The following is a 15,431-nucleotide window of genomic DNA, read 5'->3' as shown; positions in this document are numbered from 1 at the left end:
GGGCCGGGCCCTCTTTCGCCGGAGGTGCGCCGGGGATCAGACCGTGCGCAGGGCGAGCACCACGTTGTGGCCGCCGAAGCCGAACGAGTTGTTGATCGCCGCGATGGAACCCTCGGGGAGGGCACGCGGCTCGTCGCGGACGATGTCCGCGTCGATGTCCTCGTCCAGCTCGTCGACGTTGATCGTCGGCGGGGCCGTGCGGTGGTGCAGGGCGAGGACGGTGGCGACCGTCTCGATGCCGCCGGCGCCGCCGAGCAGGTGGCCCGTCATCGACTTGGTCGCGGACACCGCGACGTGGTCGAGGTCGTCGCCCAGGATCTTGCGCAGCGCCTTGATCTCGGCCGCGTCACCCTGCGGGGTGGAGGTGGCGTGGGCGTTGAGGTGCACGACCTCCGACGGCTTGAGGTCGCTGGTGTCGAGCAGGTTCTGCAGCGCGGCCGCGATGCCGCGGCCGGTGGGCTCGGGCTGGGCGATGTGGTGGCTGTCCGCGGACAGACCCTGGCCCAGCACCTCGCAGTAGACCCGGGCGCCGCGCCGGGCGGCGTGCTCGGCCGACTCCAGGATCACGATGCCGGCGCCCTCGCCGAGGACGAAGCCGTCGCGGGCCTTGTCGTAGGGGCGGGAGGCCTTGGTGGGCTCGTCGTTGTTCTTGGACATCGCCATCATGCTGGCGAAGGCCGCGACGGGCAGCGGGTGGATGGCCGCCTCGGTGCCGCCGGCGACGACGATGTCGGCACGGCCGGAGCGGATCATCTCGTAGGCGTAGCCGATGGCCTCGGCGCCCGACGCGCAGGCGCTGACCGGGGTGTGCACGCCCGCCTGGGCGTTCACCTCCAGGCCGACGTTGGCGGAGGGGCTGTTGGGCATCAGCATCGGCACGGTGTGCGGGGAGACGCGGCGGGCGCCCTTCTCCCGGAGCACGTCGTACTGGTCGAGCAGGGTGGTCACGCCGCCGATGCCGGAGGCCACGACGGTGCCCAGGCGCTCGGGGGCGACGGAGGGGTCCTCGCCGGCCTTGGCGGTGAAGCCCGCGTCGGCCCACGCCTCGCGCGCGGCGATCAGCGCCAGCTGGGCCGAACGGTCCAGCCTGCGCAGCATCGGGCGGGGCAGGACGTCGGCGGGGTCGACGGCCACGCGGGCCGCGATGCGGACGGGCAGCTCGGCGAACCGCTCACCCTCCAGGGGTTTGACGCCGGAACGCCCGGCGAGCAGCCCTTCCCAGGTCGTTGCGCTGTCGCCACCCAGCGGTGTGGTTGCGCCGATACCGGTGACGACCACGGTGCGATTGGTCGGATTCACAGGAATTGTCTCCACGTGTAGAGGTGCTGGAACCGCCACCGCCGGGGTGGCGACGAACGCTTGATCAGGCCTGGTGCTTCAGGATGTAGTCGGCAGCGTCGCCGACGGTCTTGAGGCCCTTGACGTCCTCGTCGGGGATCTTCACGTCGAAGCGCTCCTCGGCGGCGACGACGACCTCGACCATGGACAGCGAGTCGACGTCCAGGTCGTCGGTGAAGGACTTGTCCAGCTGGACGTCCTCGACGGGGATGCCGGCGATCTCGTTGACGATCTCGGCGAGACCCTCGAGGATCTGCTCCTGGGTGGCGGCCATGTGGCGCTCCTTCTATCGATAGTGCGGTGTGCTGCTAAGGAAACTGCTGAGGCGTTGAGCCCCGCCGGCGCCCGGGAGGGGCCGGAACCGTGGATCTCGCCTAGGGGAGGGTAACGACCGTGGCGGCGTACACGAGACCCGCCCCGAAGCCGATGAGGAGCGCGGTGTCCCCGCTCTTCGCCGCTCCGGTCGCCAGGAGGCGCTCCATGGCCAGCGGGATGGAGGCCGCCGAGGTGTTGCCGGTGGTCTCCACGTCGCGGGCGACCGTCACACTGTCGGGCAGCTTGAGGGTCTTGACCATCGAATCGATGATCCGCATGTTCGCCTGGTGCGGGATGAAGACGTCCAGGTCCTCGGGGGCGACCCCGGCCTCGTCCAGCGCCCGCTGGGCGATCTTCGCCATCTCGAAGACGGCCCAGCGGAACACCGCCTGACCCTCCTGGGTGATGGCGGGGAAGCGGACGTCGGTCTCCTCGCGGTAGACGTCCCAGGCCACGGTCTGCTTGATGGTCTCGGCCTTGTCGCCCTCCGAGCCCCACACCACGGGGCCGATCGCCGGCTCCTTGGAGGGGCCCACGACCACGGCGCCCGCGCCGTCGCCGAACAGGAAGGCCGTCGCACGGTCCTCCAGGTCGGTCAGGTCGGACAGCCGCTCGACGCCGATGACCAGGACGTACTCCGCGGAGCCGCCGGTCACCATGTCCTTGGCCATGGTCAGGCCGTAGCCGAAGCCCGCGCAGCCGGCCGAGATGTCGAAGGCGGCGGGCCTGCCCGCACCCACCTTGTGCGCGATCTCGGTCGCGACGGCCGGGGTCTGCTTGAAGTGCGAGACCGTCGAGACGATCACGGCGTCGATCTGCTCGGGGGCGATGCCGGAGTCGGCGATCGCCTTGCCGGCGGCCTCCAGCGACATGGCGGTCACGGTCTCGTCCGGGCCGGCCCAGTGACGGGTGGCGATGCCCGAGCGCGAGCGGATCCACTCGTCCGAGGAGTCGATGTGCTTGAGGATCTCCTCGTTCGGCACCACCCGGACGGGACGGTAGCCGCCCACGCCCATGATGCGCGCGTATGCGGCGCCCTTGGCGGGCTTGATCTTCGCGGTCATGCTCTCGGGCTCCTTATTCGGCCGTGGACCCGGCGGCGGCGTGCTCGGCGATGAGCGCGCGGGCGGCCTCGAGGTCGTCCGGGGTCTTGAGCGCGAGCGTCTTCACACCGGGCAGGGCGCGCTTGGCCAGGCCCACGAGCGTGCCGCCGGGGGCCACCTCGATGATCGCGGTGGCGCCCAGCTCCTTGAAGGTCTCCATGCACAGGTCCCAGCGGACCGGGTTGGCCACCTGGCCCACCAGACGCTCGACGACCTCCCGGCCGCTCGCGACGACGTGTCCGTCCTTGTTGGAGACATAACGCGTGTGCGGATCGGCGGCTTCCACCCGGGCGACCGCGTCCTGGAGGACGGAGACGGCCGGCGCCATGTGGTGGGTGTGGAACGCGCCCGCCACCTTCAGCGCGACGACGCGGCGGGTGCCCTCGGGCTTGTCCGCCTCCAGCGCCGCCAGCTGCTCGGCGGTTCCGGCGGCCACGATCTGGCCCGCGCCGTTGACGTTGGCGGGGGTCAGGCCCAGCTTCTCCAGGTGTGGGAGCACGACGTCGGGCTCACCGCCCAGCAGCGCGGACATGCCGGTCTCGGTGATCGCGGCGGCCTCGGCCATGGCCAGGCCGCGCTTGCGCACGAGCTCCATGGCGGCCCGCTCGGACAGCACACCGGTCAGCGCGGCGGCGGCGAGCTCGCCGACGCTGTGGCCGGCCGCGGCGCCCACGAGGCGGGCGAAGTCGTCCGGGGAGGCGAACAGCTGCCCGGCGGAGACCAGGGCGGACGCGACGAGCAGTGGCTGGGCCACGGAGGTGTCACGGATCTCGTCGGCGTCGGCGTTCGTGCCGTAGTGGACGAGGTCCAGATCGATGGCAGCCGACCATTCCCGCAGGCGGTCTTCAACACCGGGAAGGTCGAGCCAGGGGGTCAGGAAGCCGGGCGTCTGAGCGCCCTGGCCGGGAGCGACGAGTACGAGCACCCTCACACTCTCTCTCGTGGACGGTATCGCTCACCCGTGAGGACAGGGACGAAGAACCGTCAGGGGAATTGTGGATAGTCAACAAAAGCCTACGCGTGTCATTCGGCGTCGGCCAGGCGCCCCAGGATCAGTGCGATTCGCAGCGTAAACGCTGACCGGACATCGGAGGGTGACCAGCCGGTGACGTCCGTCACACGTCGGAGGCGGTATCGCACGGTGTTGGGGTGGACGAACAACATGCGTGCCGCCCCCTCCAGGCTGCTCGCCTGCTCCAGGTAGACGCTCAGCGTCTCCAGCAGGGCCGAGCCCGCCTCCTCCAGCGGTCTGTAGATCTCCTCCACCAGCTGCTCCCGCGCGGCCGGGTCGCCGGCCATCGCGCGCTCGGGCAGCAGGTCGTCGGCGAGCACCGGACGGGGGGCGTCCGGCCAGGCCGCGCACGCCTTGAGCCCGGCCGCCGCGGCCTGTGCCGAGCGGGTCGCGGCCAGCAGGTCGCCCACCACCGGCCCGGCCACCACGGGGCCGGCCGCGAACGGGCCGATCAGCGCCTTGGCGGCCTGCAGCGGGTTCTCCGCGCCGCCCACGATCACCACCAGCCGGTCGCCCAGCACCCCGGTGAGGACCTGCACCTTCACATGCCGCGCGGCCCTGCGGATGGCCTCCACGGTCAGCTCGCTGTCCCCGTCGGGAGCCGTGCCCAGCACCACCGAGACGTTCGAGGGTCCGCTCCAGCCCAGCGCCGCCGCCCGCGACAGCGCCCCCTCGTCGGCCTCGCCCGACAGCACCGCGTTGACCACCAGCGACTCCAGCCGGGCGTCCCACGCGCCGCGCGCCTCGGCGGCCTGCGCGTAGACCTGGGCGGTGGCGAAGGCGATCTCCCGGGCGTACACCAGCAGCGCCTCGCGCAGCGCCGACTCGTCGCCGGGCGCGGCCACCTCGTCGATGGCCGACTCCATGACCTCGATGGTCGTGCGGACCATCTCCACGGTCTGGCGCAGCGTGATCGCCCGGGTCAGCTCGCGAGGGGCGGTGCCGAAGACGTCCGTGCTGATGGCCTGGGGGGTCTCCGGATGCCGGAACCACTCGGTGAACGCGGCGATGCCGGCCTGGGCGACCAGGCCGATCCAGGACCGGTTCTCCGGGGGCATCGCCCGGTACCACGACAGCTGGGCGTCCATCCGGGTGATGGCCGCGGCGGCCAGCGTCCCTGAGGACTTCTCCAGGTTGCGCAGGGTGGCGCTGTGCGGGTGCGGGGTGTCAGCAACTGGTTCGGGCACGGGCACAAGCCTGCCTTATTCGGGTGGGGTCCGGAGCCGCCGGGCCCCCGCAGCGTCCTTCGCGGGGCTACGGTGGGCCGGTGATGTACGTGCAACGAGCGGCCGAACGCTTCCTCGGCGGGGATCCGGCGGCCGGCATCGAGACCTGGCACGCCTTCTCGTTCTCGGGCTTCTACGACCCCGACAACGTGCGCTTCGGACCGCTCGCGGCCTGCAACGAGGAGCGCCTCGCGGGCGGCGCCGGCTTCCCGGAGCACCCCCATCGCGATGTCGAGATCGTTACCTGGGTGGTGGAGGGCGAGCTCGCGCACGAGGACTCCACGGGGCACGTCGAAACGGTTCGCCCCGGCGACGTCCAGCGACTCAGCGCGGGCTCGGGCGTGCGTCACAGCGAGCGCAACGCCGGGAGCGCCCCGCTGCGGTTCGTGCAGATGTGGCTCACGCCGTCCGAGGGCGACGAGGAGCCGTCGTACGAGGTGGTGCGGGGCATCGCCGACGGCACGCCGTACGCCCTGACGCGCGCCGAGGCCGTGCTGCACGTCCGGCGCCTGCGGGCCGGTGAGCGCACCGCCCTGCCGGACGCGCCCTGGCTGTACGTGCACGTGGTGCGCGGCGCCGTCCGGCTGGGCGGGGAGGTGCTGCGGGAGGGCGACGCCGCGCGCGTCCTGGACGCCGAGGACCTGACGGCCGAGGCCGCCGGCTGTGCCGCCGAGCTGCTGGCGTGGGAGATGCACGCCGAGCCGCACTTCGGCTGATCAGGCCCGGCCGAGCTCGGCCAGGACCGCGTCCGTCAGCAGCGGCCACACCTCGATGGCCCAGGGGCCGAAGGCACGGTCGGCCAGCGCCACGCAGGCCGCGCCCGCCTCCGGGTCGACCCACAGGAACGTGCCCGCCTGGCCGAAGTGCCCGTAGGTGCGGGGCGAGGACGAGGTGCCCGTCCAGTGCTGCGACTTCCGGTCGCGGATCTCGAAGCCCAGGCCCCAGTCGTTGGGACGCTGGTTGCCGTAGCCGGGCAGCACGCCCGCCAGGCCCGGGAAGGCCACCGACGTGGCCTCGGCCACCGTCTGGGGCGCCAGCAGCCGCGGGCGCTGCAGCTCCGCCACGAAGCGCGCCAGGTCCTCCACCGTCGAGACGCCGTCCTTGGCGGGCGACCCGGTAAGGTCCGTCGACGTCATCCCCAGCGGCTCCAGCACCGCCTGCCGCAGGTACTCCGCGAAGGGGATGTCCGTCGCCTTGGCGATGTGGTCGCCCAGCGCCTCGAAGCCCGCGTTGGAGTACAGGCGGCGGGTGCCCGGCTCGGCCATGGGACGGTGCTCGTCGAAGGCCAGGCCCGAGGTGTGCGCCAGCAGGTGGCGGACCGTCGAGCCCACCGGGCCCGCCGGCTCGTCCAGCTCGACCGCGCCCTCCTCGACGGCGACCAGTGCCGCGTACGCGGTCAGCGGCTTGGTCACGGACGCCAGCGCGAACCGGTGCCCGGTCGGGCCGTGCGAACCGGCCAGGGTGCCGTCGGCCCGTACGACGGCCGCCGCCGCGGTCGGTACCGGCCAGTTCTCGATCATGCGCAGGCTCTCCATGGCAAGGAGCCTAACGCGGGCCGCGGATCATGCCGGATCTCGCTTGCTTCGAGTGCACTCCAACTCTTTAGCGTGGGGCACGACGCACGGTTCGCGAGGGGGAGACGGCAATGACAGTGATGGACAGCCCGCCGGTGGAGCTTCCGGCGTGCCTGGAACTCGACCGGCAGCGCCGCCGCCGGCCCGAGGGCAGGGACCGGTTCACCATCAGCGAGGTCTCGGAGTACACCGGGCTCACCGCGCACACCCTGCGCTGGTACGAGCGCATCGGCCTGATGCCGCACATCGACCGCTCCCACACCGGTCAGCGCCGTTACACCTGCCGCGACCTGGACTGGCTGGACTTCGTGGGCCGGCTGCGGCTGACCGGCATGCCGGTGGCCGACATGGTGCGCTACGCCGAGCTGGTCCGCCAGGGCGAGGAGACCTTCGCCGAACGCGAGCGGCTGCTGAGCGCCCACCGCGACGACGTCCGCAGGCGGATCGCCGAGCTGCGCAGCACCCTGGACGTACTGGACTACAAGATCGACATCTACTCCGACGCCCGCCGGGCGTCCGAAAGGGCATGAGGGACATGAGCAACGAGACGATCGCCCGCGTCACCCTCGGCGACGGCGGCCCCGAGGCCGGAGTCCAGGGACTCGGCTGCATGGGCATGAGCTTCGCCTACGGGCCCACGGACCAGACCGAGGCCCGGGCGACGCTGGAGCGGGCGCTGGAACTGGGCGTCACGCTCTTCGACACCGCCGACATGTACGGCAACGGGGAGAACGAGAAGTTCATCGCGCCCTTCATCCGGGCCCACCGCGACGAGGTCGTCCTGGCCACCAAGTTCGCGATCGACGCCAACCCCGAGAACCCCGCGGACCGGGTCGTCCGCAACGACCCGCCCTACATCCGCAAGGCCGTCGAGGCCAGCCTGCGGCGGCTGGGCGTCGACGAGATCGACCTCTACTACATGCACCGCCGCAACCCCGACGTCCCGCTCGAGGAGTCCGTCGGCGCGATGGCCGAGCTGGTGGCCCAGGGCAAGGTCAAGCACCTGGGGCTCAGCGAGGTGACCGGCAGCGAGCTGCGCCAGGCGCACGCCGTCCACCCGATCGCCGCCGTGCAGTCGGAGTGGTCGCTCTTCAGCCGGGACATCGAGGACAACGTCGTGCCCACGGTCCGCGAGCTCGGCGTCGCCCTCGTGCCCTACTCGCCGCTCGGGCGCGGCTTCCTCACGGGCGCCTTCACCGACGCCGGCAAGGAGCTGTCCGGCGACGACTGGCGGCGCACCCTGCCCCGTATGACCGGCGAGAACGCCCAGGCGAACGCGGCCCTGCTCGAGCCGGTACGGGCCATCGCCGCCGCCCGCGGCGTCACGCTCGCCCAGGTCGCGCTGGCCTGGGTCCAGCAGCGGGCCCAGGTCCACGGCCTGACGGTCGTTCCGATCCCGGGCACCCGCAAGCGCAGCCGCCTGGAGGAGAACGTGGGCGCCACCCGCCTCGAGCTGACGGCGGACGAGCTGGCGGCGCTGGAGCCGGTCGCCTCCAAGGTCGCCGGGCCCCGCTACGCGGACATGTCCTTCACCTCGGCGGACCGCGACTAGCTCTTGGCGCAGGCGCACCGGCGGTCACTCGCCCGGGGTCACCAGCCCCGACTCGTAGGCGAAGATGACCGCCTGTGCGCGGTCGCGCAGGCTCAGCTTGGACAGCACCCGCCCGATGTGCGTCTTGACCGTCTGCTCCGCCAGCACCAGCTCCGCCGCGATCTCCTGGTTCGACAGGCCCCGGGCGATCAGCTCCAGGACCTCCGTCTCACGCGGCGTCAGCCCGTTCAGCCGCACCGCCCCCTTGCGCCGGGGCGCCGGCCGGGCGGCGAAGTCGGCGATCAGACGGCGCGTCACCGAGGGCGCCAGCAGGGCCTCTCCGGCGGCCACGACCCGTACCGCCGAGATCAGGTCGGCGGGCGGGGCGTCCTTCAGCAGGAAGCCGGACGCGCCCGCGCGCAGCGCCTCGTAGACGTAGTCGTCGACGTCGAACGTCGTCAGCATCAGCACCTTCGGGCGGTGCACCACCCCCGGCGGAGGGTCCAGGAGCCGCCGCGCGGCCTCCAGGCCGTCCATCTCCGGCATGCGGACGTCCATCAGCACCACGTCCGGGTGGGCGCGCCGGCTCAGCTCGACGCCCTGCCGCCCGTCCGCGGCGTCGCCGACGACGTCGATGTCGCTCTGCGCGGCCAGCAGCGCGGCGAACCCCGCGCGCACCATGGCCTGGTCGTCGACGATGATCACTTTGATGGTCATGCGGGGGAGGATTCCTCTTCTGTGGTGAACGGGAGCCGGGCCGCCACCCGGAAGCCGCCGTCGGGCAGCGGACCGGTGTCGAGCGTGCCGCCGACCAGCCGGACCCGCTCCCGCATGCCGACCAGGCCGTGGCCCGTGCCGCCGGCCTCCAGCGGTGCGCCGCCCGGCTCGGCCGGGGCGGCGTTGACGACCAGGAGCGTCAGGCTCCGGCGGTCCTCGCCGAGGGAGACCGAGACCCGGGTGGCCGCGCCCGGGGCGTGCCGGACGACGTTGGACAGGGCCTCCTGGGTGATGCGGTAGGCGGACAGGTCCACCGCCTGCGGCAGCGCGGCCGGCACCGGCTCCGGCATCGACAGCTCCACCGGCACCCCGGCCCGTACCGTCGCCTCGACCAGCTGCGGGATCCGCTCCACGCCCGGCTGCGGTGCCCGCTCGGGGCCGCCGGCCGGGCCGGTGCCGTCCTCGCTGCGCAGCACGCCCAGCAGGCGGCGCATCTCGGTCAGCGACTCCCGTGCGGTGGCGGCGATGGTGGTGAACTCCTCGCGGGCCGCGTCCGGCAGGTCCGTGATGCGGTACGGGGCGCTGTCGGCCTGCACGGTGATGACGGACATGTGGTGGGCGACCACGTCGTGCAGCTCGCGGGCGATGCGGGCGCGCTCCTCCAGCAGGGTGCGGCGGGCCCGTTCGGCCTCGCTGATGGTCTCCTGCTCGGCCAGCGCCCGCCGGGCCAGGCCGCGTTCGCGCAGCAGGGAGGTCACCACGAGCAGGATGCCGCCGAGGATGACGGGGAGCGGCCAGGAGCCGTTGCTGCGGCCGGGGTCGAGGCTCTCGAAGAGGATGCCGGCCGCCCCCATCAGCGCCCAGACCGCGACCAGGACGCGGGGCCGCTCGCGCAGGCCGAGGGCCAGCATGAACAGCAGCATGCCGACGATGCCCCCGGGCGTCCACGGCCAGGCCCAGCCCTTAGCCACCGGCACGGCGAGCAGGGCCGCCGCGCACGCGACGTGGCCGGTGAAGGCCACCGCCCAGGCGGCCAGGGGGCGGCGCACGGCGAGCAGCAGCGGCGCGGTCTGCACGAGGCAGAGCAGGAGCGCCAGATCGGAGTTCAGCCCGTACTCGTCGCCGAGCACCATGGTGCCGGACGGCAGGAGGATGGCGATGAACAGCGCCGCGACGAGGTACGGCAGGCGGCGCACGAAGCGGCTGCGGGAGTGGCCGAGGAGCGGCTCGGCGGGGGCGAGGGCCGCGCGGACACGGCGGAGCGGTGACGAAGGCATGACGTGATCAGCGTAGGGGGGGCCGACCAGCGAAAACGTCACCCCGAGGTGCCGACCCGGATGTCATACCCCGGTATCACCCCGGGACTTCACAGCTCCGCCAGCAGCTCGGCCTTCTTCGCGCTGAACTCGTCGTCCGTCAGCAGTCCCGCGTCGTGCAGCTCCCCGAGGTGGCGGATGCGCTCGGCGATGCCGCCGGGGTCGGGCCGGGCCGCGGGCACCGTCCCGGAGGGCGGCACGGGCGCCTTGGCCCGTACGGCCGCCAGCACCGCGGCCGCGAAGGGCAGCGACTCGTGGACGAGGCCGTAGCCCCTGCCGAAGACCACGGCCGCCGGGTCCTGGTCCGCGGCGCCCGGCCGCGGGCCGTCCGTGCCGCGCCGCAGCAGCCGCAGGTGTCCGCCCGGGGCCTCGGGGGAGCTCCAGTGCACCCCGGTCAGCTCCTCGACGGCGAACCGCTGGTCGCCCGCCTTCCACTTGGCGGAGGAGGCGCCGCTCCAGAACCAGCGGAAGGAGACGGCCCGGCCGTCGAAGGAGGCCTTGCCGTCGTAGCCCTTGAAGGACAGCGGCGGCACCGGTGCCGCCACCAGGTGGCGCTCGGCCGGCTCGCCCGCGTCCGGGCCGAGCTCGGCCCGTATCCGTTCGGCGTAGTACTCCGCGAGCAGCTCGCGCTCGGCGGGGAGCACCAGGCGGTAGGGGTCGCAGCCGTCCCTGAGCCGGCCGTCGGCCGCGTCGGCCAGCGGGTCGGCGCCGGGTCTGGGCATGGCGCGCAGCACCACCGTGCCATGTCTTCCCGGGGTCTTCTCGACCCCGGCGAGCGCCTCGTAGGGGATGCGCCGCTCGCCGAGCGCCTGGAGCAGCTTCGGTGTGCGGATCCCCCGTTCGAAGCGGATGAGCACGGAGTCGGTGTCGAACTCCCAGACGGTGTGGAAACCGGCCAGCACATCACCCATGCCGCTCATCGTATGCGGCGCCCGTCCGCCCGTCTCCTCTCGCGACGCTACGCGCGTCATGCGGCGGGGACGACTCGATCCTGGTCCAGACCGGTGGTGCAGTCACTGGCGTCACCCGCGCACCGGACGGAGGCGGCGGCTCCGACTCCGATGCCGGCGAAGTTGGCGAGGCTGGTGGTGCCGGGCTCGAAGTAGCCGGTGTGGCCACGGGCCCCGGAGGCCGACAGCCTCCGCGCCCCGAAGCCCGTGGAGACCGGGTCGGCGCCATGACCCAGACCGCCGACCTCCATGTGGGGCACGTCCTGAATCCAGTCGTCCTGATCGCGCATCGCCCAGATCCGGGCGCTGGTGCCCAGGTCGGAGACGCGCTCGGCGCGCATGCCGGGGGAGCCCGCCACCGCCACGTCGCTGACGCGGGCGGGAAGCTCGCGGGCGGCGACCCCGCACACCACCGAGCCGTAGCTGTGGCAGAACAGCGAGACCTCGGAGTCGCCCGGCAGCGTCCGCACCAGCTTGCGCAGCCGCAGCGCGCCCTCGGCGGCGAGCTTGCCGGTCGCCGCGTCCATGCCGACGCCGATGGGGGAGGTGTAGTCGGCCCAGGCGATGACGGCCGTCCTGGTGCCGGGGCTCGCCTTCCCCTCGGCGGCGTAGAGGGACCGGGCCATGCCGACGGGGGCGCTGTAGGCGCGCTGGGACTTCTCGAACGTGAGCACGTTGGTGTCGACGCCCGGGACGACCACCGAGACGCGCTCGGCGCGGTCGAGGTCGCCGAAGACCTCCGCGACGCGCCCGGCGCCGCTCGCGTCGAAGGCGAGGACCTGGCGGCCGTCGGCGATCAGCGACTCGAAGCGGTGCATCCGCCGGGTCGCCTCATAGCGGCCGGCCGGGGTGAGGGCGCTGTCGTGGGTGCGGTGCTCCTCGGTCGTACGGGCCTTGGCCAGCGCGATCCGGTTGGCGCGGTAGCGCAGCTTCACGGGGGCGCCGTCGAGGTTGCCCACGACGAGCGGGTAGCGCTCGGCGAGCTGCTCGCGCTGGCCGGCGGTGAGCGAGCCGAAGAAGCGCCCCAGCGTGCCGGCGTCCGCCCCGGGGGAGGGGAGCGGCCGGCCGCCTATGGAGCCGTGCAGCCATTCCCCGAGCGCCGTCGTGCGCGGGTCGGCTGTCGCCTTGTGGCCCCTCACGGCGGTCCAGCCGGTCGTGGCGAGCATGACGAACACGACGGCCAGCGCGAGGAGTGCGCGCCAGACCGTGGTCGCGTTCGTCCAGGGGATGGAGGGGGAGCCGAGCTCCGGGAAAGAAGTCACCGCGAACCACAGTAGGAGAATTCCGCTTGCGTCCGGGAAGTCGGTGAGCTATCTCACGTTTGGGTCATCGGCGATTGGGCGCAGAAGAACGCCTTCCGATCAAGAACGCCAGTTTTCCGCCAGGGCCGGGCCGATCTGGTCCAGATAGGCCGCCGTGGTACCGCGGAGCTCCGCCATGTCGCCCCCCGCGACATCGGCCCACAGTTTGCTCGTCTCTCGCATCACCCCGCTGAACGCGGCGACCAGGATGCGCGGCCGGGGATCCTGCGCGGGCAGGCCCTCCCGGCGGGCGATCTCCGCCGCCAGCCGGTCCTCCAGCTCGGCCTGCCGGCGCAGATGCGCGGCCAGCAGCTGCGGCGTCTCCTGGATCATCCGGTACGTGCGCACATGCAGCTCCAGCGGCACGACCGCCTCGATGGCCTCCTCGATGCCGTCCCAGGAGGCGAGCACGGCGGTGCGCAGCGCGGTGAGCGGCGACTCGGCGGCGGGGCGCTCGAGGACGGCGGCCAGGAAGCGCGACTCCGCCATGTCCTGGACGGAGAGGGCGACCTCTTCCTTGTTGGTGAAGTAGCGGAAGAAGGTGCGCTGGGAGACGTCCGCGGCGGCGGCGATCTCGTCGACGGTGGTGCCCTCGTAGCCCTTGAGGGAGAACAGCTCCAGGGCCGACCGGATCAGCGCGTCCCGGGTCCGCCGCTTCTTGCGCTCACGCAGCCCGGGGGGACCCTCGATCGCCTGCATGGTCGCCTCTTCTCGCCGTGTTCGCGCTGCTCAGGATAGCTGTGGCCGAACTGACAGATCATGACGGTTGAAATCGATGGTCAAGTGGCAGCGACTGACATAATCTCGTCGGCATGACTCGGACCACCGTCGCCGAGGCGACGCCGGACCTCGGGCCCAGCGGCACAGGACTGCGGGGCCACCCCTGGCTGACTCTCATATCCGTCGCGATCGGCGTGATGATGGTCGCCCTGGACGGCACGATCGTCGCCATCGCCAATCCCGCCATCCAGAAGGATCTCGGCGCCTCGCTCGCCGACGTCCAGTGGATCACCAACGCCTATCTCCTCGCCCTCGCCGTCGCCCTGATCACCGCCGGCAAGCTCGGCGACCGCTTCGGCCACCGCCTGATCTTCCTTATCGGTACCACCGGATTCGCCCTGTCCTCCGGACTCATCGCCCTGTCGGGCAGCGTGTCGGCGGTCGTCGCCTTCCGCGTGCTGCAGGGCCTGTGCGGCGCGCTGCTGATGCCCGCGGCGCTCGCCCTGCTGCGCGCCACCTTCCCCGCCGAGCGGCTCAACATGGCCATCGGCCTGTGGGGCATGGTCATCGGCGCCTCCACGGCCGGCGGCCCGATCGTCGGCGGGCTGCTCGTCGAACACGTCAACTGGCAGTCGGTGTTCTTCATCAACGTGCCGGTCGGCGCCGCCGCGCTCGCCCTCGGCGCGGTCATCCTCAAGGAGAACCGCGCCGAACGCTCGCCCAAGTCCTTCGACGTCCTGGGCATCGTGCTGCTGTCCGGCGCGATGTTCTGCCTGATCTGGGCGCTGATCAAGGCCACCGACTGGTCGTGGGGGGACACCCGGACGCTGGGCTTCCTCGGCGTCTCCCTGATCTGCTTCGTCCTCTTCACCGTCTGGCAACTCAGGTCGCGCGAGCCGCTCCTGCCGCTCGGCCTCTTCCGGTCCGTGGCCCTCTCCGCCGGCACCGTCCTGATGCTGCTGATGGCGTTCGCCTTCATGGGCGGCGTCTTCTTCGTCACCTTCTATCTCCAGAACGTGCACGGGATGACCCCCGTCGACAGCGGCCTGCACCTGCTGCCGCTCACCGGAATGATGATCGTGGCCGCTCCGGCGGCGGGCGCGGTCATCACCAAGGCCGGGCCGCGCATCCCGCTGGTCGTCGGCATGCTCTGCACGGCCGTCGCCTGCTTCGGGATGTCCACGCTCGAGCCCGGCACCGGCACGGGCGAGATGTCCGTGTGGTTCGCGCTGCTGGGCCTCGGCCTGTCCCCGGTCATGGTCGGGGCCACCGACGTCATCGTCGGCAACGCCCCGCTGGAGCACGCCGGCGTGGCCGGCGGCCTCCAGCAGGCCGCCATGCAGGTCGGCGGCTCGCTCGGCACGGCCGTGCTGGGCGCCGTCGTCGCCACCCGGGTGGACCACCTGCTGCCGGGGAAGTGGGCGGACGCCGGGCTGCCGGCGGCCACGCCCGAGCAGCTGTCCCAGGCCGCCGACGCCGTCCAGGTCGGTGTGGCGCCGGTGCCGCCGAACGCGTCACCGGAGGCCGCGGTGCGGATTTCGGCCGTCGCGCATGACACCTTCGTGGCAGGAATGAACGTTGCCTTCACCGTCGCCGGTTGCGTGGCGGTGTTCGCGGCGCTCGTCGCGTTCCTCACCAAGCGGGGCGAGAACGCGGACTCCGCGCCCGGCGCGGCGCACATCTGAGGCCGCGGGGCGGGGGCGGTACCTCGGTACCACCCCCGCCGTCGGTCGTCTTCCCCTATCAGGGCATGGCCTGCCCGGCGCTCTTGGCAGCGGTGATCACCGCTCGGAAGACTCCTCTCCGTTCGGACAACCGACAGGGGGAGGAACCCATATGCGTACGCGCATCAGCACCGTGGCCGTCACCGTCACCGCCGTCGCCGCCGCGCTCCTTGTGAGCGTGCCCGGCGCCAGCGCGAAGCCGGGCGGTGCCGGGGGCACCAGGGGTGCCAGGGGCACCGGGGGCGCATGCTCGGCTGGACAGTTGTGCCTGTGGCCGAAGACGGAATTCCGGGGGCAGCGGCAGGTGAGTGAGCTGGCCGGGATCGAGATCGAGAGCTGTGTGGCGCTGCCGGGGGGTGTGACGGCGGCGTCGCTGGTCAACCGGACGGGCAGGCCCGTCACCACGTATCAGAGTGCGACGTGTGGTGAGACCGGTGAGTTCGATACGTATCCGTCGGGGAGCTGGGTGCCCGAGTCGCCGTACGTCGTGCGGGCGTACAAGGTGTGGGAGCGGTAGCTCGCCGTTGACGTCTGCGGGTCGCTTGTGCCCACCCGTTCCGCCGTGCGGAACGATTGCCCACAAGCGGCGCGGGCCCCCGACCAG

At 72.5% G+C, this 15,431-nt stretch carries 16 protein-coding genes; 5 read left to right on the top strand and 11 right to left on the bottom strand.

What is annotated here, in order from left to right; genetic code table 11:
- Positions 1-36: 36 nt before the first annotated feature.
- The 5 genes from fabF to J1792_RS30075 all read right to left on the bottom strand — a co-directional run bounded on the left by fabF (position 37) and on the right by J1792_RS30075 (position 4,955).
- Complete coding sequence (gene fabF / locus J1792_RS30095; protein WP_086568845.1) at positions 37-1,299, bottom strand: beta-ketoacyl-ACP synthase II; 1,263 nt, start codon at positions 1,297-1,299, stop codon at positions 37-39.
- A 64-nt stretch (positions 1,300-1,363) separates the two neighbouring features.
- Positions 1,364-1,612: an acyl carrier protein gene (locus J1792_RS30090; protein ID WP_086568847.1), complete on the bottom strand. Its 249-nt coding sequence runs from the start codon at positions 1,610-1,612 to the stop codon at positions 1,364-1,366.
- A gap of 100 nt (positions 1,613-1,712) precedes the next feature.
- On the bottom strand, positions 1,713-2,717 hold the full coding sequence (locus J1792_RS30085) for a ketoacyl-ACP synthase III (RefSeq protein ID WP_086568849.1): 1,005 nt from the start codon (positions 2,715-2,717) through the stop codon (positions 1,713-1,715).
- 13 nt (positions 2,718-2,730) lie between these two features.
- A complete protein-coding gene (locus J1792_RS30080) occupies positions 2,731-3,687 on the bottom strand; it encodes an ACP S-malonyltransferase (RefSeq protein WP_086568850.1) in 957 nt (318 codons plus the stop codon).
- A 92-nt stretch (positions 3,688-3,779) separates the two neighbouring features.
- Positions 3,780-4,955: a PucR family transcriptional regulator gene (locus J1792_RS30075; protein WP_086568900.1), complete on the bottom strand. Its 1,176-nt coding sequence runs from the start codon at positions 4,953-4,955 to the stop codon at positions 3,780-3,782.
- Between the two features lie 83 nt (positions 4,956-5,038).
- On the opposite strand from J1792_RS30075, the gene J1792_RS30070 reads away from it, so the two are divergent.
- Entirely contained in the window at positions 5,039-5,710 is a 672-nt protein-coding gene (locus tag J1792_RS30070) for a pirin family protein (RefSeq protein ID WP_086568852.1), read from the top strand.
- On the opposite strand, the gene J1792_RS30065 is transcribed toward J1792_RS30070, so the two are convergent.
- Complete coding sequence (locus J1792_RS30065) at positions 5,711-6,529, bottom strand: serine hydrolase domain-containing protein (protein ID WP_086568853.1); 819 nt, start codon at positions 6,527-6,529, stop codon at positions 5,711-5,713.
- A 119-nt stretch (positions 6,530-6,648) separates the two neighbouring features.
- Here J1792_RS30065 and J1792_RS30060 point away from each other — a divergent pair, with 119 nt between their 5' ends.
- Positions 6,649-7,098: a MerR family transcriptional regulator gene (locus J1792_RS30060; RefSeq protein WP_242646902.1), complete on the top strand. Its 450-nt coding sequence runs from the start codon at positions 6,649-6,651 to the stop codon at positions 7,096-7,098.
- 5 nt (positions 7,099-7,103) lie between these two features.
- Positions 7,104-8,120 carry an aldo/keto reductase gene (locus tag J1792_RS30055; protein ID WP_086568856.1) on the top strand — a complete coding sequence of 339 codons (1,017 nt, stop codon included), beginning with the start codon at positions 7,104-7,106 and terminating at the stop codon, positions 8,118-8,120.
- A gap of 24 nt (positions 8,121-8,144) precedes the next feature.
- Here J1792_RS30055 and J1792_RS30050 read toward each other — a convergent pair whose 3' ends face one another.
- The 5 genes from J1792_RS30050 to J1792_RS30030 form a co-directional block, all read right to left on the bottom strand.
- Positions 8,145-8,816, bottom strand: coding sequence for a response regulator (locus tag J1792_RS30050; RefSeq protein ID WP_086568858.1), 672 nt, complete (start codon positions 8,814-8,816; stop codon positions 8,145-8,147).
- On the bottom strand, positions 8,813-10,093 hold the full coding sequence (locus J1792_RS30045; RefSeq protein ID WP_207248599.1) for a sensor histidine kinase: 1,281 nt from the start codon (positions 10,091-10,093) through the stop codon (positions 8,813-8,815). The genes J1792_RS30050 and J1792_RS30045 overlap by 4 nt, the downstream gene beginning before the upstream one ends.
- A gap of 89 nt (positions 10,094-10,182) precedes the next feature.
- The gene (locus tag J1792_RS30040; RefSeq protein ID WP_086568902.1) at positions 10,183-11,043 is read right to left on the bottom strand and encodes a DUF4429 domain-containing protein; all 861 of its coding nucleotides are present in this window, start codon (positions 11,041-11,043) and stop codon (positions 10,183-10,185) included.
- Between the two features lie 56 nt (positions 11,044-11,099).
- A complete protein-coding gene (locus tag J1792_RS30035; protein WP_179198850.1) occupies positions 11,100-12,344 on the bottom strand; it encodes an alpha/beta hydrolase in 1,245 nt (414 codons plus the stop codon).
- Positions 12,345-12,443: 99 nt separating this feature from the next.
- On the bottom strand, positions 12,444-13,082 hold the full coding sequence (locus tag J1792_RS30030) for a TetR/AcrR family transcriptional regulator (RefSeq protein WP_086568861.1): 639 nt from the start codon (positions 13,080-13,082) through the stop codon (positions 12,444-12,446).
- A 113-nt stretch (positions 13,083-13,195) separates the two neighbouring features.
- On the opposite strand from J1792_RS30030, the gene J1792_RS30025 reads away from it, so the two are divergent.
- Together J1792_RS30025 and J1792_RS30020 are read left to right on the top strand one after the other, a co-directional pair.
- On the top strand, positions 13,196-14,788 hold the full coding sequence (locus tag J1792_RS30025) for a DHA2 family efflux MFS transporter permease subunit (protein ID WP_086568863.1): 1,593 nt from the start codon (positions 13,196-13,198) through the stop codon (positions 14,786-14,788).
- A gap of 151 nt (positions 14,789-14,939) precedes the next feature.
- Positions 14,940-15,344 (top strand): peptidase inhibitor family I36 protein, encoded by a 405-nt coding sequence (locus J1792_RS30020; RefSeq protein WP_086568865.1) that lies wholly within the window; start codon positions 14,940-14,942, stop codon positions 15,342-15,344.
- Positions 15,345-15,431 lie beyond the last annotated feature (87 nt).

It is taken from the genome of Streptomyces triculaminicus, assembly GCF_017349075.1.
GTDB lineage: Bacteria > Actinomycetota > Actinomycetes > Streptomycetales > Streptomycetaceae > Streptomyces > Streptomyces triculaminicus.
Note: the sequence above shows the minus strand (reverse complement) of the source record. Positions and strands in the feature narration are given on the sequence as shown.